At 54.7% G+C, this 22,922-nt stretch carries 15 protein-coding genes, 1 tRNA gene and 1 pseudogene; 2 read left to right on the forward strand and 15 right to left on the reverse strand.

Features of this window, described 5'->3' with window-relative positions; genetic code table 11:
- Positions 1 to 63: 63 nt before the first annotated feature.
- From TMES_RS11710 to TMES_RS11775, 15 genes and pseudogenes are all read right to left on the reverse strand, one after another.
- Entirely contained in the window at positions 64 to 765 is a 702-nt protein-coding gene (locus TMES_RS11710) for an ABC transporter ATP-binding protein (RefSeq protein WP_245835363.1), read from the reverse strand.
- Entirely contained in the window at positions 762 to 989 is a 228-nt protein-coding gene (locus tag TMES_RS23490; RefSeq protein WP_425444054.1) for an ABC transporter ATP-binding protein C-terminal domain-containing protein, read from the reverse strand. Before TMES_RS23490 ends, TMES_RS11710 begins: the two co-directional genes overlap by 4 nt.
- A 6-nt stretch (positions 990 to 995) precedes the next feature.
- Positions 996 to 1,439 (reverse strand): annotated as a pseudogene (locus tag TMES_RS23495) (ATP-binding cassette domain-containing protein); the annotation flags it as partial.
- An 86-nt stretch (positions 1,440 to 1,525) separates the two neighbouring features.
- Entirely contained in the window at positions 1,526 to 2,821 is a 1,296-nt protein-coding gene (locus tag TMES_RS11720; RefSeq protein ID WP_085582660.1) for a branched-chain amino acid ABC transporter permease, read from the reverse strand.
- Positions 2,818 to 3,768: a branched-chain amino acid ABC transporter permease gene (locus tag TMES_RS11725; RefSeq protein WP_085582662.1), complete on the reverse strand. Its 951-nt coding sequence runs from the start codon at positions 3,766 to 3,768 to the stop codon at positions 2,818 to 2,820. The genes TMES_RS11720 and TMES_RS11725 overlap by 4 nt, the downstream gene beginning before the upstream one ends.
- Positions 3,769 to 3,865: 97 nt before the next feature.
- Complete coding sequence (locus TMES_RS11730) at positions 3,866 to 5,113, reverse strand: branched-chain amino acid ABC transporter substrate-binding protein (RefSeq protein ID WP_085582664.1); 1,248 nt, start codon at positions 5,111 to 5,113, stop codon at positions 3,866 to 3,868.
- Positions 5,114 to 5,305: 192 nt separating this feature from the next.
- Entirely contained in the window at positions 5,306 to 6,199 is an 894-nt protein-coding gene (locus tag TMES_RS11735) for an SDR family NAD(P)-dependent oxidoreductase (RefSeq protein ID WP_085582665.1), read from the reverse strand.
- A 185-nt stretch (positions 6,200 to 6,384) separates the two neighbouring features.
- Positions 6,385 to 7,083 (reverse strand): TetR/AcrR family transcriptional regulator, encoded by a 699-nt coding sequence (locus tag TMES_RS11740; protein ID WP_211275913.1) that lies wholly within the window; start codon positions 7,081 to 7,083, stop codon positions 6,385 to 6,387.
- A gap of 323 nt (positions 7,084 to 7,406) precedes the next feature.
- Complete coding sequence (locus tag TMES_RS11745; protein WP_085582669.1) at positions 7,407 to 8,597, reverse strand: acetyl-CoA C-acyltransferase; 1,191 nt, start codon at positions 8,595 to 8,597, stop codon at positions 7,407 to 7,409.
- Positions 8,598 to 8,676: 79 nt separating this feature from the next.
- The gene (locus TMES_RS11750) at positions 8,677 to 10,266 is read right to left on the reverse strand and encodes a long-chain-fatty-acid--CoA ligase (protein ID WP_085582671.1); all 1,590 of its coding nucleotides are present in this window, start codon (positions 10,264 to 10,266) and stop codon (positions 8,677 to 8,679) included.
- Between the two features lie 718 nt (positions 10,267 to 10,984).
- Positions 10,985 to 12,544: a Fic family protein gene (locus TMES_RS11755; RefSeq protein WP_085582673.1), complete on the reverse strand. Its 1,560-nt coding sequence runs from the start codon at positions 12,542 to 12,544 to the stop codon at positions 10,985 to 10,987.
- A gap of 615 nt (positions 12,545 to 13,159) precedes the next feature.
- Positions 13,160 to 13,236 (reverse strand) — tRNA-Ile (locus tag TMES_RS11760).
- Between the two features lie 107 nt (positions 13,237 to 13,343).
- A complete protein-coding gene (rpoD, locus tag TMES_RS11765; protein WP_085582675.1) occupies positions 13,344 to 15,473 on the reverse strand; it encodes an RNA polymerase sigma factor RpoD in 2,130 nt (709 codons plus the stop codon).
- Between the two features lie 111 nt (positions 15,474 to 15,584).
- Positions 15,585 to 17,480, reverse strand: a complete 1,896-nt coding sequence (gene dnaG / locus TMES_RS11770) for a DNA primase (protein WP_085582677.1) — start codon at positions 17,478 to 17,480, stop codon at positions 15,585 to 15,587.
- A 122-nt stretch (positions 17,481 to 17,602) separates the two neighbouring features.
- A complete protein-coding gene (locus TMES_RS11775; RefSeq protein ID WP_085582882.1) occupies positions 17,603 to 18,058 on the reverse strand; it encodes a GatB/YqeY domain-containing protein in 456 nt (151 codons plus the stop codon).
- A gap of 374 nt (positions 18,059 to 18,432) precedes the next feature.
- Between TMES_RS11775 and carA the strand changes: the two genes are divergently transcribed.
- A complete protein-coding gene (carA, locus tag TMES_RS11780; protein ID WP_085582679.1) occupies positions 18,433 to 19,599 on the forward strand; it encodes a glutamine-hydrolyzing carbamoyl-phosphate synthase small subunit in 1,167 nt (388 codons plus the stop codon).
- A gap of 79 nt (positions 19,600 to 19,678) precedes the next feature.
- The gene (gene carB, locus TMES_RS11785; protein ID WP_085582884.1) at positions 19,679 to 22,921 is read left to right on the forward strand and encodes a carbamoyl-phosphate synthase large subunit; all 3,243 of its coding nucleotides are present in this window, start codon (positions 19,679 to 19,681) and stop codon (positions 22,919 to 22,921) included.
- Position 22,922 lies beyond the last annotated feature (1 nt).

Genomic DNA, 22,922 nt, shown 5'->3' on the forward strand with positions numbered 1-22,922 from the left:
TTGGCAGCAGGGATCCCCTGTTTTGCAGAGGAACAAGTACCGATATCATCGTGGGAAGCAGCCTTAAACTTCCAGCCACTCGCGACGGATATCCATATTTGCCGTGAGTTCGTCCGGGGTTCCTTCGAACACCATCTGGCCATGGCCCATAACGTAGAGGCGGTGCGAAATACGCATGGCAATTGCCAGGCGCTGTTCGACCAGCAAAATGGAAATGCCGCGTCGGGCGACTTCTTGCAACAGATCGCCAATACGTTCGACCATCTGCGGGGCCAGGCCTTCGGTTGGTTCGTCAATCATGATCAGGTCGGGATTTCCCATCAGGGTGCGGCAAATGGTCAGCATTTGTTGCTCGCCGCCTGAAAGGGCACCGCCCGGCGCATTGGCCCGCTCGCGCAACTGGGGAAACAGTTTCCAGGTTTCCTCGATGCTCCAGCGGGCTTCTTTCTGGCCCGATTTAATGCCAAGCAGCAGGTTTTGCTCCACCGTCAGCATCGGGAAAATGGCACGTTCCTCGGGAACGTAGCCAATGCCAAGACGGGCAATTTCGTGGGGTTTGCGCCCGGCAATTTTTTGCTGTTTGAATTCGATATCGCCGCGCGGAACCGGGTTGCCCATAATGGCCTTTAACGTGGTCGAACGCCCGACCCCGTTGCGGCCCAGAATGCTGACAATTTCATTGGCGCCAACAGACATGTTAACACCTTGAAGGATATGGCTTTTGCCGTAATAGGCATGAAGATCACGCACATTTAGCATCGTCATGCCACCTCCGTTCCAAGATAGGCCTGCTGAACAGAAGCATTGGCCTTGATACGTTCGGGGGTATCGGACGCAATAACTTCGCCGTAAACCAGAACCGAAATACGGTCGGCCAGATCAAAAACCACCCCCATATCGTGTTCAATCATCAACAGGGTCCTGTTTTCACTGACCTTGCGGATCAGTTCCACCATATGTTCGGTTTCGCCGTGGCTCATCCCGGCCATCGGTTCGTCGAGCAAAAGGGTGTTGGCATTGCTGGCAATGGCAAGGCCAATTTCCAGCGCCCGTTGCTCGGCATAGGCCAGCACCCCAGCGGGCATGTTCCAGCGCTCGATCAGGTTGATTTCGCGGAGAATTTCTTCGGTGCGCTGGCGGGCATCGGCCAGACGTTCCACATTACGCCAGAACGAATATTTGTATCCCAGCGCCCACAGGGTCGCACAGCGCACATTTTCCCAAACGGTTAGCTGGGGAAACAGGTTGGTCACCTGAAAACTGCGCGACAGGCCGCGCCGCGCAATCAATTGCGGCGGCATGCCGGTAATGTCATCGCCGTGCAGGCGCACCGATCCGCCACTTGGCTGATAATGGCCGCTGATCAGATGAAACAGCGTCGATTTCCCCGCCCCGTTCGGGCCAATCACGGCGTGGCGTTCACCAGCGGGAATATCCAGATCGATCCCCCGAATGATTTTCATTGGACCGAAGCTTTTTTCAAGCCCGGACAAGCGAAGGGCCGGCACGGGATTTTTGGGCTGTGTCATGGCAATTTCCTCCATGCAAGCGCTTCGCTATAGGCGTCCCCGGCCAAGCGGGCGGCGCGCAAAAACAACCATGTGCCCACCGCAAACAAAATAACGGCAATGATCCAGGGCAGCGGCGAATTGGCATTAAACGGAACATAAAAGAACGCCATGGCCGGCCCGGCGGCGGTTTTAACCGCAAGCTGATAGGTCATTTCTATAACCATGCTAAGCCCGGTAATAGCCACCAGACCGGGCAGCAGGGCCAAAACATAATAGGGGGCGACGCGGTGAAACTGCCGGGTTTGCAACAGCGGCTGTTGCAAGGCCAGTAACCCTGCCAAACCGCGCGGGGCATACATCACCATGCCAATAAACAACAGCCCGAAATACAACTGCCACACATCGGTAACATCGCTGAGCATCAATTGCAGATAGGTCACAACAACGGCACCAATGATCGGCCCGGCAAAATTGCCGATCCCGCCGATATAGGTCATTAAAATAACGGCACCGGATTCCCCGACGCCCATCTGGGCCGAGTTCATGATTTCGAAATTAATCGCTGCCAAACCGCCGCCAATACCGGCAAACAGGCCCGACAGGCTAAAGGCCATAAACCGCACCGTTTGGGTGTTATAGCCAATGAAACGCACGCGTTCGGGGTTATCGCGCACGGCATTACATATCCGGCCAAAGGGCGTGCAGGTTATGGCATACATCGCCGCAACCGAAATCAGGCACCAGACCGCGATCAGATAATAAACCTGAATTTGCGGGCCAAAACTTAACCCGAAGACTTGCACCATATCGGTCCGATCAAGCGTGATGCCTTCTTCGCCGCCAAAAAAGTGACGCAGGATCAGCGCACTGGACGATACCAGTTCGGCAATGCCAAGCGTGATCATGGCAAAGGCGGTGCCTGAACGTTTGGTTGAAACAGCGCCCAGAATGATGCCAAAAACAAGCCCGGTAAACCCGCCCATAATGGGAAATAAAAACAGTGGCACCGGGCTGGCGGTGCCAACCACGGCATTCATGGCCCACGCGGTTAAAAAACCGCCCAGACCAAAAAACACCGCATGTCCAAACGACAGCAAACCGGTTTGCCCCAACAGCATGTTATAGGACAGCGCAAAGATGATCATGGTGCCCATCATGCACATTGTGGATACAGACAGCCCTGAACTGAAAACATAGGGCAAGCCTGCCAGCACGATCGCGGCAACAATCCAGATACCAAAACGCGCCAGAAAGCTTTCGCGCGCACCCGACGGCAGCGCAGGAATTTTCATATCGGTTTTCTGACTCATCGGTTGTTCGTCCCCATCAATCCGCGCGGCCGAAAGATCAAAATCAGCACCAAAAGCAGATAAGGCAAAATTGGTGCAATCTGGGCGACCGTCACGTTCCACAGATCGTCAAGATAAAAGGCGACATTGCCGGTCAGCGGGGAACTGCCAAAAACGTCAGCCAGGGATATGTTGAAAGCAACGGCATAGGTTTGCACCAGACCAATCAGCAAGGATGCCACAAACGCCCCGCCCAGCGAGCCCAGGCCGCCCACCACAACCACAACAAACAGGATCGGCCCCAAAAGACCGGCCATGTTCGATTGTGTGACCAGCACCGGACCGGCGATAACGCCCGCAACGGCAGCCAGCGCCACCCCGACACCAAAAACCAGCATGAAAATGCGATCAACGTTATGGCCCAGCATCCCGACCATATCGGGGTGGGACAAGGCGGCCTGCACAATCAGCCCGATACGCGTGCGCCGGATAACCAGCAACAGTGCCAGGAAAATGACGACCGATACCAGCAACGCAAACATTTTGAAGGCGGGATAGGTGGTGGCAAAAACCGTGAAAGCGGAAAAATCGAGCGATGCGGGCACGCGATAATCGACCGGCAGCTTGCCCCATACCATTTCCACCACTTCCTGAATGACAAAGGTCAAACCAAAGGTGAAAAGCAGTTCGGCGACATGGCCGTGACGATGAACATGGCGCAGGCCATAACGCTCCACCACCATGCCGATACCGGCAACGATAAGGGGTGCAAACACCAGACCTGCCCAAAAGCCCATATGCTGGGTAATTTCAAAACCAAAAAAGGCGCCCAGCATATAAAAGCTGGCATGGGCCAGGTTCAGAACGCCCATCATACTGAAGATGACGGTCAGTCCGCTGGCCATAAGAAACAGCAGCATCCCGTAAAGGATACCGTTAATAGTTGAAATAAAAAGGATTTCGAACACGATCGCGTTTCCCCGCTTCCGAGCGTCGTCATGAGGCCGTTACCGGCTGAGAGATGGCGGCGCTCAGAGTGATAACCGAACGCCGCTTGATCAATCGTCAGCCAGGACGCTTCATTTCGCAAGTGGTCGGAACAACGGTATCTTTGGCGGCAATTTCGCCAACCTTGTTCCAGCCCCATCCGGTGTGTTCCTCGTCAAATGCCTTGTCATTGGCAAGAGGCCCGAACGAAGAAATATAAAGCGGCTGGAACAGCTGATGGTCATCTTTACGCATAAAGCTGTCCCCCCCGGCCGAGAAGCTGGCATATTTCATGCCTTCAAGCTTGGGGATGAAATCGGCCGGATCTTGCGAGCCGGCAGCTTCGATGGCCTTGAACAGCATGGCGGTCGTATTGAAAATACGCGGGAACAATACCGGCGCATCCTTGTAACGCGCGCCATATTCGCGTGCGGTCTTTTCGGCCGGCTCATAACCAAGATTGCTGATGCCTTCGTTGATCTGAAAAACCCGACCCGACATGTCAGCCTGCTTGATCGCGGTGGGGCCACCAGCAGCACCGGCATAATAGGTGTACCAGTTCACATCCAGCCCGGACTGACCGGCAGCCTTGATCAACAGGGAAAAGTCCTGTCCCCAGTTGCTGGTGATCACGGTATCAGCACCAGATGCCTTGATTTTGGCAATGTAAGGCGAAAAGTCGGTAATTTTCACCAGCGGATGGAACTCGTTACCGACGATTTCGATGTCGGGACGTTTTTCTTTCAGCATGCTGACGGCGGCATCGGCAACCGCATGACCGAACGAATAATCCTGATCGATCAGATAGACTTTTTTGATTTCAGCGCGCTGTTTGATGAAATTGGTCAACGCGGCCATTTTGACATTGGTATTGGCATCAAAACCAAAATGCCAATAGCTGCAATTATCATTGGTCATAACCGGGTCGATCGCGCCGTAATTTAGATAAACGATGTGTGCGTCGGGGTTACGGCGGTTGTATTTGGCAACAAACCCTTCGATGGCCGAGCCGACCGACGACCCGTTACCCTGAATGATGATGCGAACACCTTCATCAATGGCCTTTTGCACCTGAACAAGGCTGGTTTGCGGGTTGATCTGGTTGTCGTAACCGATAACCTCGACCTGTTCGCCATTAATGCCACCATTTTTATTGGCGGTGTCGGCGATGAAGTTAAGCTGGTTAAGGCCGATCTGGCCAATGCTGGCAGCGCCACCGGAAAGAGGGTCAACATAGCCGATTTTAATATTATCGGCAGCGGCGGGCACAGCGGATGCCCCGATCACAGACAGTGCAAGCACCGTCGAAGCAACAAGTTTCTTCATAGGTTCCTCCCTGATTAAGAAGCGGGTCATCCGCCCCTTTATTGCAGTTATTACTGCCTTTTTACGCAGACCGTTCCGTCGGCATTGACGTCGGCCCTTGGTATCTTCTGCGTATCTTCTGCGTATCTTCTCGTGTTCGTTGTCGTAATGCGCGGCCCGCCATAAGGCCGCGCAATTTAACAAAATTAACTATCAGGCTTTTGAAAACAGGGCCGAGGGTTCTTCACCGGCTCCGGCCAGTTCGCGTTCCGCCTGGGCAAAGCCATATCCCGGAACAATTTCGCCCTGACGGTCGCGGATCTGGTCCCACTGTGCCACCACACGCGCAGGCGCATCTTCAGCGCTGCCAATTTGCACACCGGTGGTAAGCGTGACATTTGCACAGGCAAAATGACCGGCCCCGGCGCACATAATGGCCCGTGTCGGCGCAGTTTCGCCCACCAGCGCCAAAAGGCCGGGGCTGACAAGGTCCGGGGCAAGTTTGGCAAGGGCATCAGGGGCCAGCAGGCCATCGGTCATTTGGGTGGCGGCTGTCGGGGCAAGGCAGTTAACGCGAATGTTGTATTTCTCGCCTTCCAGCGCCAGTGTCTGCATCAGGCCGACCAGTGCCATTTTGGCAGCCCCGTAATTGGCTTGGCCAAAATTGCCATAAAGACCGGAGGACGATGTGGTCATCACGATGCGGCCATAGCCCTGCTGGCGCATGATTTCCCATACCGCCTTGGTGCAAATGGCAGCGCCCATTAAATGAACATCAACAACCAGACGGAAATCGGCAAGATCCATCTTGGCAAAGCTTTTGTCGCGCAGGATACCGGCATTATTGACCAGAATGTCAACACGGCCCCATGTCGCCATGGTGTGTTCAACCATCTCGCCAATCCGGGCTTCGTCGGTTACCGATGCCGCAAAGGCAATTGCCTCGCCGCCATTGGCGTTAATTTCGTTGGCAACACGCGTTGCACTGTCGCCGTCCATATCATTGACAACAACCCGTGCGCCAAGGCTGGCCAGCAAAAGTGCATGGCATCTGCCCAATCCGCCACCCGCGCCGGTCACAATCGCGGTACGATCCCGAAGCTCCATTTTTGTATCCCTTATTGTCATCGGCAACTTATTAACTCACTAGTGAATTAATAATAAAAACGCAAGAGTTTCTTTTGCTGCGGCCCCGGTTTGGAGCCCCATGATTCCGTGTTATATTCGGCGGCAGAAAAACGGCAAAACCCTGCCGCAAACGCCCTGCCAGCCTCAGAATTCTTCGCCCTGGCCTACGACACCTTCGGGGCAGAACGTTCCTTGCAAACAGCGAGAAAACCGGCTGTCATGAAGGTTGCCATGCGTTCTTTAACCGCAATGAAATCGCCCGATTTGCACAAACCGCCCGACAGCTTGTCGATACGCCCGGTGCGCGCCAACGTCAGCATCAAGGCCCCGGTGACAAAGTGATATCCCCAAAAGATATCTTCCTCGGCACTATCGGGCAAAGCAGCCTTTAGAAGGTTAATCAGGCGCAAAACAACCGGGTCAAAATGCTTGTCCATCATGTCCGCGCCCCATTCCGGAGTATTGGCCACCTGCGCGCCCAGGGCCGCGTAGTTTTTCCAGCCGTCCCCGCCTTCGATATACAAATCAAGGTCGGTATCAAGAAAGGCCCGAAGCGCACCTTCCACCGTTGGCTTGCCGCCACATTCAAGCTCGTATTCCTTAAGCACACGCAGGCGTCGCTCGCTGGTGATAACAGCCCGGCGTTCAAACACCGCATCGAACAGCTTTTTCTTGTCCTCGAAATAGTAATTGATCAGCGTGTGATGCACGCCAACATATTTGGCGACATCCTTCAAGGTCACGCCATACAGGCCATGTCTGGAAAAAAGATATTCGGCAGCATCGAGTATCTTCTCAATCATCTCGGCGCGCTGTTCTGCCTTGGTCGAACTTCTGGGCCGCGATTTCTTCTCTACAGACAAGTTTGATACCTTTCCAAATTATGATCCCCCGCCGGCCAAACCGTTGCACCTTGCGCAAGGCACCTCACCCGCAACCTTTGCCACAGACCAGGGTGACACTGCCCCAATAGCAGCACAGTATCATTTAAGGCCACACGCAATATCAAAGACCTGTGCGGCATTCCCGTGGGCAGGATTTTACCGGTTTCGCCGCGCAGGGCCATAAAACCCGCTACCAACATAACCGCGAAGGCCGGCGATATCCAAACGATTTGACAGGCTGGCAACCGGGCGGGCACCGCTTTTGCAACGTCCGCCCGGCATTCATAGTCCGGATCGGGACGTTAGCCGTTATTCACTTCAAACAGCCCGGCGGCCCCCATGCCGCCGCCCACGCACATGGTCACCACAACATATTTCACCCCGCGACGGCGACCTTCTATCAGCGCATGGCCCACAAGGCGCGCGCCGGTCATACCATACGGATGGCCCACCGAAATGCCGCCGCCATTCACATTATAAATGTCGGGATTAATCCCCAAATGATCGCGGCAATAAAGTGCTTGTACGGCAAAGGCTTCGTTCAGTTCCCACAGCCCGATATCATCCACGCCAAGCCCGTGCTGTTTTAGCAATTTAGGAATGGCATAGATCGGGCCGATGCCCATTTCTTCGGGCGGGCAACCGGCAACCGCCATACCGCGATAAATTCCCAGCGGGGAAAGTCCGCGTTTTTCCGCCAGTTTCGCATCCATCAAAACACAGGCCGATGCCCCGTCGGAAAGCTGGCTGGCATTCCCGGCCGTAATCACGCCGCCGTCGATAACCGGCTTTAGCCCGGCCAAGCCGTCCAAAGTGGTCGAGGGGCGGTTGCCTTCGTCGCGATCAAGGGTGACCTCGCGTTCTGATACCACACCGGTTTCCTTGTCCTGCACTTTCATGCGGGTTGAAATCGGCACAATCTCGTCGTCAAACAGGCCGTTGGCCTGCGCCTTTGCGGTGCGCAACTGCGATTGCAGGGCGTATTCATCCTGTGCCTCGCGGCTGATGCCGTATTTGCTGGCAACAAATTCAGCCGTTTTTAACATCGGCATATAGGCATGGGCGGCACCGGCAATAACGTTTTCGTCGGCATCTTCCTGTATCCAGGAAAAATAACGGTCCTGCACAGCCGAAATATTATCCTGCCCACCGGCGGCAACAATATCCATACCATCAACCATGATTTGCTTGGCGGCGGTTGCAATCGCCATCAGGCCCGATGCACATTGCCGGTCCATGGTCTGGCCCGGAACCGTTACCGGAAGACCCGCCGCAAAGACCGCATTGCGCGCCAGGTTCATGCCCGCGGTTCCGGCGGCCAAAACCGTACCGAGAACAAAATCCTCGATCTCGGCGGCATCAATTTTGGCCCGCGCCACAGCGTGCTGTAAAACATGGCCCGCCAGCGTCGGCGATTTAATAGCATTCAGGCTTCCGCGATAGGCGCGCCCGATGCCGGTCCGGGCGGTGCTGACGATGACGGCTTCTCTCATTCGTATTCTCCCGTTTTCAATCCGCTGGCTTTACAATCCGCAACGTGCAAACACGCCACGCGCTGCCATCTGTTATGGTTCAGGCGATGCCGTATTCGGCACGAAGGCGCAATTTGTCTATTTTACCGGTTGATGCCCGGGGCATGCTGGGTACGCGCACCACCACATCGGGTATCCACCACGACGCCACACGTCCGCGCAACGATGCACGAAGGTCATCGTCACTGATGGTCTGATGTTTACGCATTTCAATCAGCAATACGGGCCGCTCGCCCCATTTTTCATCAGGCCGGGCAATGACGGCGGCCAGCGATACTTGCGGCAGGGCGCTGACAATCGCTTCGATTTCGGCCGGGTTAATCCATTCGCCGCCCGATTTGATCAGTTCCTTGGCGCGCCCGGTAATCATCAGGTTGCCACGGTCATCAATCCGGGCAAGGTCGCCGGTATCAAACCAGCCATCGGCATCGGTGGCATTTTTTTCATCACCCAGATACCGTTCCACCACCGAACATCCGCGCACCCGCAAATGCCCCTCGACATTGCGTTGCTGTGGCAGGGCTTTGCCACTGGCATCGGTTATTAACATATCGATCCCGACCGATGGCCGCCCCGCAACCGATGCCGTGCGGTTGGTTTCGTAAGGCGACGACATTGCGCCCAACGGCGAAAGCTCGGTCATGCCCCAACTGGTTTGCACGGCAACGCCAAGCCGCTCTTCAAGGCGTGCCATCAGCGCGGGTGGCATGGGGGCGCCACCCATTAAAATCCGTTTTAAGGTCGGGACTTCACCGCCGCAGGATTCAAGATGCTCGACCAGCCCCAGCCAGACCGTTGGCACCCCTGCCGCAACCGTAACCCCTTCCGAATTAATCAGTTTCGCCAGACTGGCTCCGTCGGCCAAGCGCCCCGGCAATACCAGTTTTGCGCCCACAGCCGGGGCTGCAAAGGGCAAGCCCCAGGCATTGGCATGAAACATCGGCACCATTGCCAGCACGGTATCGGCTGCGGTAATGCCAATCACGTCGGCCTGAAGCAGGCGCGATGTATGAAGATAGCTTGAGCGATGGGTATAGCTCACCCCCTTGGGCGCGCCGGTAGTGCCCGAGGTAAAACACAGCCCGGACGCGGTTGTTTCATCAAACCCGCCCCAGGTAACGTCGTTTGACGCCGCCGCAATTAACGGCGCCATCGCGGTGATGGCAAGTCCTTCCGCCTGTGCAGCCTCAAGGTCAGCTTCACCATCCACCACCAGAATATGTTGCAACGGGGTATGGGCAACAATCTGGCGCGCAAGCGGCACCAGATCGGCGCTGACAATCAAGATACGCGCTTCGGACTGTGCCAGAATACTGGCTGTTTGCTCAACCGTCAGCCGGGGGTTCAACGTATGGCACGCCGCCCCGATCCCCATAATCGCATACCATGCCTCGACATGGGCCTGACTGTTCCACACCAGTGTTGCCACGCGGTCGCCCAGCCCGATCCCCCGGTCGGCCAATACCCGCGACAAACGCTGTGCGCGCGCCTTTAGTTCGGCATAACCAACCCGTTCCACCACGCCATCCGGGTGTGCGCTGACCACCTCGACATCAGGGTGCCATTTGGCAGCATGATCGAGAAACTTGTCGAGTGTCAGCGCATATGGCTGCATGGCACCGTCTATCATTCGAACTCCGATATCTCTGGCGGCACGGCGATCCCGCCCTTGCCAACATTCACATTCCGCAGGGAACACCTGCAGAGAAAAAACTAGCTGCGCAGCGCGAACCCCAGGCACCGTCTGCACTCATGATGGCAGCCTGTAAAACAAACCCCGGCCGCGCAACGCGCAGGAAACCCGCTCGCCGCCGCTCGTCCACCCCGGCTTGCGCCAGCGCGCAAACAGTTCCGGCTGTGATACGCCAACAAGTCCCCCGACCTGCCCTCGCATCAAGACACCAAAATACCGACGGCCTCCCTGCCACACGCGAGCCTGCCGCAAGAAAATGCAGCCCGCAGCGGCACTTACGCCGCGTCAGGCGCCTTATCCTTGCGCCACCGCGTCGGTATCAATGGCCCAGCGCCCTGCCCGTGTCAACATTAACTATCGCGTGCGTGAACATTTTTAATCATGCCATACAGACCCGCACATGGTTGCTCATTTATGGCGTCAACGAACAGCTTCCCCAAACGTCAGGCCTTTGGCCGCAAGGAAAAGTTGTGATTTTTTCCAGATGAGTTTTTTCTTTATTCAAAATTTTCGACAAATACTGAATAAAATCAGGAATTTCAGAGCAGAGCCGGACAGATGGACGTAAGAACAATTTATCGCCTGCTCTGAGCCCCACCGCTGGACCGCCAGAGATTAGAATTTTCCTGCTTTTTGCTCTGTTAAAGACCAAGCGTCATGCGCGCTCACCAAACTCCGCATCATGATCCTCAAAAGCGGAGCTGACAATTTCTTCGGCCTTGGCAACTTCTTGATCTAAGAGCTCCTCAAATATACCCTGGCGGCGATTTTTACTTAATTTTCCGTTATTCTGACGGATATGCATTATAAGGTCTTGAGCCAATCGGTCTGGCATCTCGATCACGCTCATTATCCCTCGTAAAGCTTCATCGTTGCTCTTAAGATAGATGATCTCTTTAGGAAGGTCGTAATCAACCGTTCGCTTCACACAACTATAGAGAAATTCAGCTTCCTCGGTACAGTCGAAATACCGGTAAAGATCCGCAGTGTCGTTTATTACGTCAACGTTCCTATTGGGCAAGGGGCGCCATTCTATAAAATCCATCAATGGACCGGAATGGGCTTGAAGCGTCTTTCGGTAATCGTCAATCCGGTCAAGCATGACAGAAGAAACCGGGAACACCATTCCGGGAGGCGTAAATTTACGTTCTGCGAGAACGTGGTGAATAAGGCAACGGTGTAGTCTGCCATTTCCATCCGCTAACGGGTGAATGTAAATGAACCCAAAAGCGATAATGGCAGCCTGCAACACTGCATCCAGGTTAGATGGCCGTAAGCGGTTGTTGCATCCATTAAGGGCGGTCATGAGCGTGAATACGTCACTATGCCTAGCACCGATGAACTCGGGCACAGGATCATTGTTTATATCGCGTTCACCAAGAAAAACCCCTTCGGTGCGATATCCGATCGCAGTAAATCTGTCGTCTCCGATCAGGATACGATGCAGCCGGTAGATTTCAGTCTGATTGAGAGGGCGCTTGCCCGCCTCTAATACCGCGCGCCCCCATCGTTGCAGCCTTTCTGTTCTTGGACGTTCACCCTCAATTTCGAAACTTGCGCGGCTATCGGCGAGCAGCAAAAAACTCGCAGCTCGTGCGACAATGTTGGTGCCGGTTCTTCCGATTGTTCCCGCTGCTTGTTCTGACAGGTTCGCATCTATGAATTCTTCGAGTTTCTTGGTGCGGCGAATGACGGGGCAAAACTCGCCGGTTCCCAGTAGGTTATCCCAAACGCGATGCCTGACAGACAGCTTGGCCTTGCCAGTAAAATAAAGACTTGGATCAAGGGCGTTGACCGCCTTAACGAGAGGCGCGTCATCCAACTCCAATTTGTTACCAGTTAGGGTTTCGTAGAAGAACCATGCTCGCCTGGTGACTGCACCATTCGGCGTCGAGCGAATAAAAGCGGCCAAATCACCCGGATCAATGGCATCAAACAGCCTTTTCAGGATGAGAAGGTCGATTTTCTCGTGTCGCAGCGCAAAGCCGAGATGGTCGGCAAGCGTGTCCTCTAGTGCAAACCGCTTGTCATAGATCTCCCATCTTCCGTCATACCGCCGAGTGCCGCGTACATATTTCTCAGATATACAGGAGAGATGGCGAACAGGTGTCTGAAGGCCCAGCGCATGCACCAAAGCGGACCACCCCGCCAGCCGGGTTTCAGCCGGAATTGGCTCATCCTGGAAATATCTCGTATCGCCAATTTCTAGCTGCATATGTCGAAACTCACTCATGGGGATCGAAATAAGCTCATAAAAACGCAAGATGTCGAAAACGACACTAAAGATTTAGATATCGAAAATCAATCACGGCTGTCGAAAGTTGTTCAAGATAGATGTAAAGGTCGAAATATGATCAATGCCATGCTCTGATCCGGGCGATCCAGCGCGCGCTTTCTTCCTGCTTCCCCGGCTCAGAAGGACCGTGCGTCTGGCGTTCGGCAAGATAATGACCGTTTGAGCGAACCAATGAGTCCATCTTGTCACGAATTTTTGCCGGATTTCTACCGTGCTTTAACAATACCGAAAGCGGTTAAAGTGTCAGGCACGACAAAACAGACAAGAAATTTGGAACAGCAAAAAATAACAACATTTTTCTAAATAATGTCATTTTTGAAATGAACCTCAACGGCACGAATGAGCCTGTAATTCGTTTCGCTGGGCTGACGTGTCAGATCTATCATTTGATTGATACAGCCGTGCCCCCTCGCTCAAGACGGCGCGCCAACTGCCATTGTGATCCCCGGATTTATGTCAGAAAAGTCATCGGGATGCCGAGAAACCCGTCACGGCTCGACATCAAGGAGAAAAATGTCAATCAACTAAGGAAAATGGTAGGCCCGGAGGGACTTGAACCCCCAACCAGACCGTTATGAGCGGTCGGCTCTAACCAATTGAGCTACGGGCCCCCGAGGGGAAACAGAAAGGACCGCGCCAACATGTGGCGCGGTCCCGAAAACTAGCGATTTTGGCGCAAAGGTCAAGCCCCGTATCGCCGCTATCCTGGCTATTTTTCTTAATAGTCCAGGAACGACCGCAACTTGCGCGAGCGTGACGGATGTTTGAGCTTGCGCAAGGCCTTCGCTTCGATCTGACGGATACGTTCACGGGTCACCGAGAACTGCTGGCCGACTTCTTCGAGCGTATGGTCGGTGTTCATGCCGATACCAAAGCGCATGCGCAACACACGTTCTTCACGCGGGGTGAGCGATGCCAGAACCCGGGTTGTGGTTTCCCGCAAATTAGCCTGGATCGCCGCATCAAGCGGCTGAACAGCGTTCTTGTCCTCGATGAAATCCCCAAGATGGCTGTCTTCCTCGTCCCCGATCGGGGTTTCAAGGGAGATTGGTTCCTTGGCGATTTTGAGAACCTTGCGCACTTTTTCAAGCGGCATTTGCAGTTTTTCAGCCAGTTCTTCCGGGGTCGGCTCGCGACCGATTTCATGCAACATCTGGCGCGAGGTCCGAACCAGTTTGTTGATGGTTTCGATCATGTGAACCGGAATACGGATGGTCCGGGCCTGATCGGCAATAGAACGCGTAATCGCCTGACGGATCCACCAGGTGGCATAGGTCGAGAATTTATAACCGCGACGATATTCAAACTTGTCCACGGCCTTCATCAGGCCAATATTGCCTTCCTGAATAAGGTCAAGGAACTGCAAACCACGGTTGGTATATTTTTTGGCAATTGAAATCACGAGACGCAGATTGGCCTCGATCATTTCCTTTTTCGCCCGGCCTGCTTCGCGTTCGCCCTTGTTGACGACACCGTAAACACGGCGGAACTCGCCAATTGGCAAACCAACCTCGGCCGAAACACCGCCAATATTTTCGCGCAACTGGGCAATTTCATCGGGATAGCGTTCGATGAACAGTTTCCAGCCCTTGCCCGGCAAAGCCCCAACCCGTTCCATCCAGTTCGGATCAAGTTCGTTACCCTGATAATGTTTGACGAAATCAGGACGCTTGATTTTGCAGCGATCGGAAAAGCGCAACAATTTGCCTTCAAGGCCCAGCAAACGGTTGTTCAGGCCGGTCAAATGGTCAAGCAGTTCTTCGATGCGGAAGTTGTTCAAATGAACATCTTCCATCAAATCGACCATTTCCTGCTTGAGCTTGCCATAGCGCTTTTCAGTTGCCGCCGGAACAGACTCACCCTTGTTCATCGCGGCCAGACGCTGCTCTTGCGCCTTGTGCAGCTTCTCATAGGTTTTGGCGATTTTTTCGAATTTTTCCAGAACCTGCTCGGTCAGTTCCTCTTCCATTTTGGAAAGGGAAACGTTGACCTGCTCGTTCTCGTCATCGTCTTCATCATCGTCATCGGGCAAAGGACGGGTTGCGACATCGTCCTCTTCTTCAGAATCCGTTTTTTCCTTGTCAGCGCCTTCTTCGTCGCTGTCGCTGTCGTCGTCACTCTCGCCGTCGACCTTGATCTCACGCGCAGGAGCAGCAGCAACAGGCTGAACCGGAGCTTCAACTTCTTTTTCGTCGTCGTCATCGTCTTCAGAAACAACTGGCGGCGTCAGATCGCCTGCCACTTCTTCTTCGGCGTTCTCGTCAACCTCGGCAGCACCAATGGCGGCCGCATCAGGCCCGCCGCCATAAGTGGTTTCAAGGTCGATCACGTCGCGAAGCAGAAGTTTGCCTTCCTGCAACTGGTCGTGCCAGTTAACGATGGCCTGAATGGTCAGCGGGCTTTCGCAAATCCCGCCAATCATCATTTCACGGCCAGCCTCGATACGCTTGGCAATGGCGATTTCGCCCTCGCGCGACAACAGCTCGACACTGCCCATTTCGCGAAGATACATGCGCACCGGATCATCGGTACGTCCAACGTCATCTTCGGAAATGTTGCCCTTGGGATCGGCCTCGGCATCACCATTCGTTTCGTTGTCGTCCCCTTCCTCGTTCTCGACAACATTGATGCCCATCTCACTGAGATTGGTCATCACGTCCTCGATCTGCTCGGAGGAGAAATGCTCGGACGGCAACGCCGCATTGAGCTCGTCAACAGTAATGTGACCCCGCTCCTTGCCCTTGGCAATTAGCTTCTTGATCGCTGTTTTATATGTATCGAGAAGAGGTCCGTCTGCGTTATCAGAAGAGGTCTTTTTCTCTTCAGCGCTCGAAGTCTTAGACGACATCTATTCCCCGTTTCCCGCTTTGGCACATAAAGCACCATGTTATCCCGTACGCTACACCTGGTAACGCAAATCACAAATAGCCCGAACACTGACCCTGCGAAACCGCAACGATCAGTCGTCGAGCTTGAACACATTTTCCCGGCGCCGGGCCAGATCATCGCGGCGATGCGAAAATCTTTCCCATTCTTCATCGCTGACATCTGCTGCCAACTGTCGGACGGCATATTTTGCCTCTTCGTCCGCCAGGGAGCTTACAGCCATAGAAAAAACCTGTTCCCAACCCGCAAGGGCCCGCGTAAGCGGCGTTTCGGGCCTGGCGAAAGCGGCATGAGCCATAACATCGCTCTCAACCGCCCGCAAAACTGTTTCAGACAGCCCGTCGCGCTTCAAGTGGCCCTTAAGTGTTTCAGAGTCAAGTCCAGGATCACCATCAAGCAGCTTTAAGACTGCGCGCCGTAAAATGTCAAGGTCGGAGTCTATACAAACATAAACGCCGAGCCTTTCGCCGATATCGTCAAGCAAGGCCGGATGATTGATCAAAGTGGCGATCAGGATCCCATCCTGAACGTGACGACGGTTTCCCGTCGCTGGCCGCGCCATGCCCGGCACCGCTTTACCTGCCGGTTCCCAAACATAGTTTTTATTTCCGCGTTTGCCATAGGAACCGGTTTTTTTATTTCCCGCCCCGCTCTTTTGCCAGTTCGACCGGGCCGGGCGGGCTGCATCATCCCGAGTCCCGCGAAACAGTTTCCAGATCCGGTCCTTGAACATCGCCTGATATTGATGGCGCACAGCCTCGTCGCCAATCGCGCCAATGCGCGCGTGAATATCGGCCTCCAGCGCGGCGCGGCGCTCTGGTGTATCGGTGGGTCGGCCTGCGGTATCAAGCCGCCAGACCAGTTCGGCCATCGGCACTGCCTGATCGAGAATTTTGCGAAACCGCGTCATGCCGTCGTCCGCCGCCATCAGGCTGTCGGGGTCATCCCCCTCGGGCAAGATGGAAAACAGCAGTGATTTCCCCGGCCGCAAGATGGGCAAGGCACGTTCCGCCGCCCGCACAGCGGCGCGCTTGCCCGCCGCATCGCCGTCAAGGCACAGGATCGGCTCATTGGCCATTTTCCACAATTCGCCAATCTGTTCCTCGGTCACCGCAGTGCCCAGCGGCGCAACCGCCCCGCGATAGCCCGCGCGGTGCAGGGCAATCACGTCCATATAACCTTCGGTCACAATAATTTCGGCACCGTGCTGCGATGCTTCGCGCGCCTGTGGCAGGCCATAGAGCAACTGCCCCTTGTGAAACAGGGGCGTATCGGGGCTGTTTAAATATTTGGGTTTGCCATCGCCCATCACGCGGCCCCCAAAGGCGACCACGCGTCCGCGCCGGTCAAGAATGGGAAACATCACCCGGCCACGAAAGCGGTCATAGCTTTGGCGGTTCTGATCTTCGGGTTCGATCAGCAAGCCCGCCTCGATCATGGTGCGTTCGTCGATGTCTTCGCGTTTGAGCGCGGCCTTCAGCGCACCGCGATTGTCCGACGCATATCCAAGGCGAAAGTCGCTAATGGTTTTGTCATCCAGCCCGCGGGCATGAAAATAATCCAGCCCCTCGCGCCCTTCGGGCATGCGCAGGTTACGCTCGAAAAACACACAGGCGACTTCCATCACATCATAAAGGGTTTTGGCCTTTTTTTCGCGTTCCTGGGCCTCGCGCGATGGTTTTGGCACATCCATGCCAACCTGGTTTGCCAGCACCTCGACCGCTTCGACAAAGGTGAGCCCGCGGGTATTCATGATAAAACTGATAACATCGCCATGCGCACCGCAGCCAAAGCAATGATAGAACCCCTTTTGCTCGTTCACGGTAAAAGACGGCGATTTTTCACTATGAAAGGGGCACAGCCCGGAATATTCCCGGCCGCGTTTGATCAGCTTTACTGATGATCCGACAACATCTGCCAGATCAACACGCGCCCGCAGATCGTCGAGAAACGACTGGGGAAAGCTCATAATGTGCCCATCCGTGAAATGTGAAGTTCAGAAGACCGTTAAACCAGCATACCAGATAAAGTTTAAGCATGACAAAAGCCGGACGCAAGGCATCCGGCTTTTTATCACGTCGGGGTTTGCAATTAACCCAATAGTTTTTTCGCGACCAGACCGGCTTTGCCGAAATCCATGCAACCGCTGTATTTTTCGCGCAAGGTGGCCATGGTGCGGCCCATGTCTTTCAGACAGGTCGCCCCCATGTCCGAAACCGTGCCCTTAACCGCAACTTCGATTTCAGAATCACTCATCTGCAAAGGCAAAAACCGTTCGATCACGACGATCTCGGAAGCTTCCTGTGCGGCCAGTTCGGGGCGGTTGCCCTTGGTATACATTTCGATGCTTTCGCGGCGCTGCTTGACCATTGACTGGAGCAGACCCTGAATATCATCGTCCGAAATACCATCGGTATTGCCTTCGCCGCGCGCTGCAATGTCGCGCTCCTTCAATGCAGCAAGGATCAGGCGAATGGTGGTCACCGAAACGGTATCTTTTGAAAGGACGGCTTTTTTCAAAGCATCTGTAAGCTGCGGTCGCAGCATGGCGCATCTCTGATTCTGTGGAAGAAAGGAGTGAACATACCCCAAAAGGACAGTTGGCGCAAAGAAAACGTCTTCTGGCAAAGCACTGAAAACAAAAGATAAATAAAAGTTTTGATCGGTTCTTGACAGCAGCACCCCCTTCCCGTAGACATCCGCCAATTTGCCCGACGGGATATGTGCAAATCCTGCTTTCAGCATAAAATGCCGATACCTGCTTTGGGATCGTCAATTTATGCCGGAATTTTGCACGTGTCTGCATGGCTGCCATGATGGCGGTTTGGGCTGTTTTTATCGGCTTGCCGATGAATTTATATAATATAAAGACTCCAAAGACTTCGTGTCTCACCGTGGATAGATCGAAAGGACATTCGCCAATGTCAGCGCCCACGCACACCCCGCCCCCTGGTGCCACTGCCGTTCTGGTTCTTGCCGATGGTTCAGTTTTCTGGGGACGCGGTATTGGCGCCCGAGGCGAGGTGGTTGGTGAAGTATGCTTCAACACCTCGATCACCGGTTATCAGGAAATCATGACTGACCCGTCTTATGCCGGTCAGATGATTACATTTACGTTTCCCCATATCGGCAATGTTGGCGTTAATGATGAAGACATTGAAAACGCAACACCGGTCGCCCTTGGCTGCATCCTGCGCCAGGACATAACCGAGCCGTCAAACTACCGTTCTACCGGCCATTATGGCGACTGGCTGGCAAAACATGGCCGTGTCGGCATTGCCGGGGTTGATACCCGCCGCCTGACCAAACGCATCCGTAATGAAGGCGCGCCTAACGGGGTAATTTGCCATAACCCGGATGGCACCTTTGATATTGATGCCCTGATTGCCAAGGCCAATGCATGGCCCGGCCTTGAAGGCATGGACCTTGCCAAGGAGTTGAGCTGCACCGAAGGCTATGAATGGGATGAAACCCTGTGGTCGATCAGGGGTGGATACGGCAAGCTGGGCAACGCCAAACATCATGTTGTCGCCATTGATTACGGCATCAAACGCAACATCCTGCGCAATCTGGCCTCGCTGGAATGCAAGGTATCGGTGGTACCGGCAAGCACATCGGCCGAAGAAATTCTGGCGATGCAGCCCGATGGCATTTTCCTGTCCAACGGCCCGGGCGACCCGGCGGCAACCGGCACATATGCCGTGCCGACCATCAAAAAGCTGATTGATACCGGCAAGCCTGTATTTGGCATTTGCCTGGGTCATCAGATGATGGCACTGGCGTTAGGCGCGAAAACCCGCAAAATGGATGTCGGCCATCGCGGGGCCAACCACCCGGTCAAGGATATGACAACCGGTGTTGTTGAAATCACCAGTCAAAACCACGGCTTTGTCGTGGATAAAGACACCCTGCCCGACAATGTTGAAGCCACGCATTTCTCGTTGTTTGACGGGTCGCTTGCGGGCTTGCGCGCCAAAGACAAACCGGCCTTTGCGGTGCAATACCACCCCGAAGCATCGCCCGGCCCGCATGACAGCCATTATTTGTTCAAACGTTTCGTTACTTTGATCGAAGACGCGAAATCCTGATCATTGCTGGCAACAGCGACCCTTCATGATGCTGGCGGCACCCCCAATTGCCGCCGCCACGCCAAAAGCGGAAAAAGACATGCCGAAACGTACAGACATCAAATCGATCCTCATCATCGGCGCCGGCCCGATTGTCATTGGTCAGGCTTGCGAATTTGACTATTCCGGCGCCCAGGCCTGCAAGGCTTTGAAGGAAGAAGGCTACCGCGTCATTCTGGTCAATTCGAACCCGGCCACGATCATGACCGACCCGGACCTGGCCGATGCCACCTATATCGAACCGATCACCCCGGAAATGGTCGCCAAGATCATTGAAAAAGAACGCCCCGACGTTCTGCTGCCGACCATGGGCGGGCAAACAGCGCTAAACACCGCGCTGTCCCTGTCCGATGACGGCACGCTGGAAAAATACGGCGTTGAAATGATCGGCGCGAAAAAGGACGTGATCCGCAAAGCCGAAGACCGGCTGTTGTTTCGCGATGCCATGGACAAGATCGGCCTGGAAAGTGCCCGCTCTGCCATGGTGCGCACCTATGAAGAAGCGGTCGAAGCGGTCAGCCACACCGGCCTTCCCGCCATCATTCGCCCCAGCTACACGCTGGGCGGCGAAGGGGGCGGCATTGCCTATAACCGCGAAGAATTTGAACAGATCGTGCGTAATGGCCTTGCCATTTCACCCAGCCACGAAGTGCTGATCGAAGAAAGCATTCTGGGCTGGAAAGAATATGAAATGGAAGTTGTTCGCGACCATGCGGATAACTGCATTATCATTTGTGCGATTGAAAACGTCGACCCGATGGGCATTCATACCGGCGATTCCATCACCGTCGCCCCGGCCCTGACCCTGACCGACAAGGAATATCAGATCATGCGCGACGCATCGCTTGCGGTGCTGCGTGAAATTGGTGTGGATACCGGCGGATCAAACGTGCAGTTCGCGGTAAACCCCGATGATGGCCGCCTGATTGTTATTGAAATGAACCCGCGTGTATCGCGGTCTTCTGCGCTGGCATCAAAGGCAACCGGTTTCCCGATTGCCAAAATTGCGGCCAAGCTGGCGGTTGGTTATACGCTTGACGAACTTGATAACGACATTACCGGTGTAACCCCGGCCTCGTTCGAGCCGACCATCGATTATGTTGTCACCAAAATTCCGCGCTTTACCTTTGAAAAATTCCCCGGCGCACAGGCCCTTTTGGGCACGGCCATGAAATCGGTTGGCGAAGCCATGTCGATTGGCGGTTCGTTTGCCGAAAGCCTGCAAAAAGGCCTGCGGTCGATGGAAACCGACCTGACCGGGCTTAACGAAGTTAAAATCGAAGGTGCCCCGGACAAAGCCGCGATCCGCGCAAAGCTGACCCAGCCGGTTCCGTTCCGCATTCTTTATGCCGCACAGGCCTTTCGTCATGGCCTGACGCTCGAAGAAATCCAGTCAGCAACCAAGTTTGACCCGTGGTATCTGCGCCAGTTGGAAATGCTGGTGAATGAAGAAGAACAAATTCGCAAAAACGGCCTGCCGCGTGACAAACACGAATTGCTGCGCCTTAAAAAGCTTGGCTTTGCCGATGCCCGCCTGGCCGAATTGACCGGGATGGAAGAAGACGAGGTTCGCGCCATACGTCACGGCCTGAATTTGCGCCCGGTTTACAAACGGATCGATACCTGTGCCGCCGAGTTCCCGTCGCGCACGTCCTATATGTATTCGATGTATGAAGGCGACGGCTTTGTCGATGCCGAAAACGAAGCCGAAGTGACGGATCGCAAAAAAGTAATCATTCTTGGGGGCGGCCCCAACCGGATTGGCCAGGGCATCGAGTTTGATTATTGCTGTGTTCACGCGGCCTATGCGCTGCGCGATGTGGGCATCGAAGCGATCATGGTGAATTGCAACCCGGAAACGGTTTCAACCGACTATGACACATCGGATCGCCTGTATTTTGAACCGCTGACCGCCGAAGACGTGATCGAGCTGTGCCAGCTTGAACAAAGCAATGGCGAACTTATGGGCGTGATTGTGCAGTATGGCGGGCAAACCCCGCTCAAACTTTCAGCCGCCCTTGAAAAGGCCGGCATCCCGATTTTGGGCACCAGCCCCGACAGCATCGACCTTGCCGAAGACCGCGACCGCTTCCAGGCCCTGATCAACAAGCTGGGCTTAAAACAGCCCGCCAACGGCATTGCCCGTTCGGTTGATCAGGCCATCGCGATTGCCGAAAATATCGGTTATCCGGTTGTGATCCGTCCCAGCTATGTTCTGGGCGGCCGGGCAATGGAAATTGTCCACACCACCGAAGATTTGCTGCGCTATATGGCCGAAGCCGTGCAGGTTTCGGGCAAAAGCCCGGTCCTGATCGACAGCTTTTTGCAAGACGCGATTGAAATTGACGCCGACGCGGTTTCCGACGGCGAAAACGTTTTTGTCGCCGGGATCATGCAGCATATTGAAGAAGCCGGTATTCATTCGGGTGACTCGGCCTGCTCCCTGCCGCCTTATTCCCTGAGCCAGGACATGATCGTGCGCCTGAAAGCCCAGACCGTTCAACTGGCCAAGGCCCTGAACGTGATTGGTTTGATGAATGTTCAGTATGCGATCAAGGATGATGTGATTTACCTGATCGAGGTAAACCCGCGGGCTTCGCGTACCGTGCCGTTTGTTGCCAAAGCCACCGGTAACGCGATTGCCAAAATTGGCGCACGGATCATGGCGGGCGAAAAACTGGGTGATTTCAAGCTTAATCACGGCCCGTTCAAACATATAGCGGTGAAAGAAGCGGTTCTGCCGTTTAACCGTTTCCCCGGCGTTGACACCTTGCTTGGGCCGGAAATGCGCTCGACCGGCGAAGTTATGGGGCTTGATACCGACTTTGGCCGCGCCTTTGCCAAGGCCCAGATGGCAGCGGGTCATGACCTGCCGCTTTCGGGTAAAATCTTCATGTCGGTCAAAAACCACGACAAGCCCGCTGCCATTGAACTGGCACGCGATGCAATTGCCCTGGGCTTTGCGATTGTCGCCACGCGCGGCACCGCTGATACGCTTGAAAAAGAAGGGCTGGACGTCACCCCGGTCAATAAGGTACAGGAAGGTCGTCCCCATATTGTGGACATGATGAAGAACGGTGATATCAACCTGGTGTTTAACACCACGGAAACCAAACAGGCTGTGGTCGACAGTTTTTCGATCCGTCGCACCGCCCTGACCAATGATATCCCTTACTACACCACCATTGCCGGCGCCCGTGCAACCTTGCGGGCGATCGACAACCTGCAACGCGGAGCACTTGCAGTGCAGCCCGTTCAGGCTTATCTTGGTGATGAATACTAAG

Origin of the sequence: Thalassospira mesophila, from assembly GCF_002115755.1 — a bacterium.
Taxonomy (GTDB): domain Bacteria; phylum Pseudomonadota; class Alphaproteobacteria; order Rhodospirillales; family Thalassospiraceae; genus Thalassospira; species Thalassospira mesophila.

Excerpts from the sequence above, each read along its gene's own strand:
- TMES_RS11755 (WP_085582673.1), bottom strand. The coding sequence starts at position 12,544 with ATGCAGCTAGAAATTGGCGATACGAGATATTTCCAGGATGAGCCAATT.
- TMES_RS11735 (WP_085582665.1), bottom strand. The coding sequence starts at position 6,199 with ATGGAGCTTCGGGATCGTACCGCGATTGTGACCGGCGCGGGTGGCGGA.
- TMES_RS11745 (WP_085582669.1), bottom strand. The coding sequence starts at position 8,597 with ATGAGAGAAGCCGTCATCGTCAGCACCGCCCGGACCGGCATCGGGCGC.
- rpoD (WP_085582675.1), bottom strand. The coding sequence starts at position 15,473 with ATGTCGTCTAAGACTTCGAGCGCTGAAGAGAAAAAGACCTCTTCTGAT.
- carA (WP_085582679.1), top strand. The coding sequence starts at position 18,433 with ATGTCAGCGCCCACGCACACCCCGCCCCCTGGTGCCACTGCCGTTCTG.
- TMES_RS11720 (WP_085582660.1), bottom strand. The coding sequence starts at position 2,821 with ATGAGTCAGAAAACCGATATGAAAATTCCTGCGCTGCCGTCGGGTGCG.
- TMES_RS11775 (WP_085582882.1), bottom strand. The coding sequence starts at position 18,058 with ATGCTGCGACCGCAGCTTACAGATGCTTTGAAAAAAGCCGTCCTTTCA.
- dnaG (WP_085582677.1), bottom strand. The coding sequence starts at position 17,480 with ATGAGCTTTCCCCAGTCGTTTCTCGACGATCTGCGGGCGCGTGTTGAT.
- carB (WP_085582884.1), top strand. The coding sequence starts at position 19,679 with ATGCCGAAACGTACAGACATCAAATCGATCCTCATCATCGGCGCCGGC.
- TMES_RS11750 (WP_085582671.1), bottom strand. The coding sequence starts at position 10,266 with ATGATAGACGGTGCCATGCAGCCATATGCGCTGACACTCGACAAGTTT.
- TMES_RS11710 (WP_245835363.1), bottom strand. The coding sequence starts at position 765 with ATGACGATGCTAAATGTGCGTGATCTTCATGCCTATTACGGCAAAAGC.
- TMES_RS11730 (WP_085582664.1), bottom strand. The coding sequence starts at position 5,113 with ATGAAGAAACTTGTTGCTTCGACGGTGCTTGCACTGTCTGTGATCGGG.
- TMES_RS23490 (WP_425444054.1), bottom strand. The coding sequence starts at position 989 with ATGGCCGGGATGAGCCACGGCGAAACCGAACATATGGTGGAACTGATC.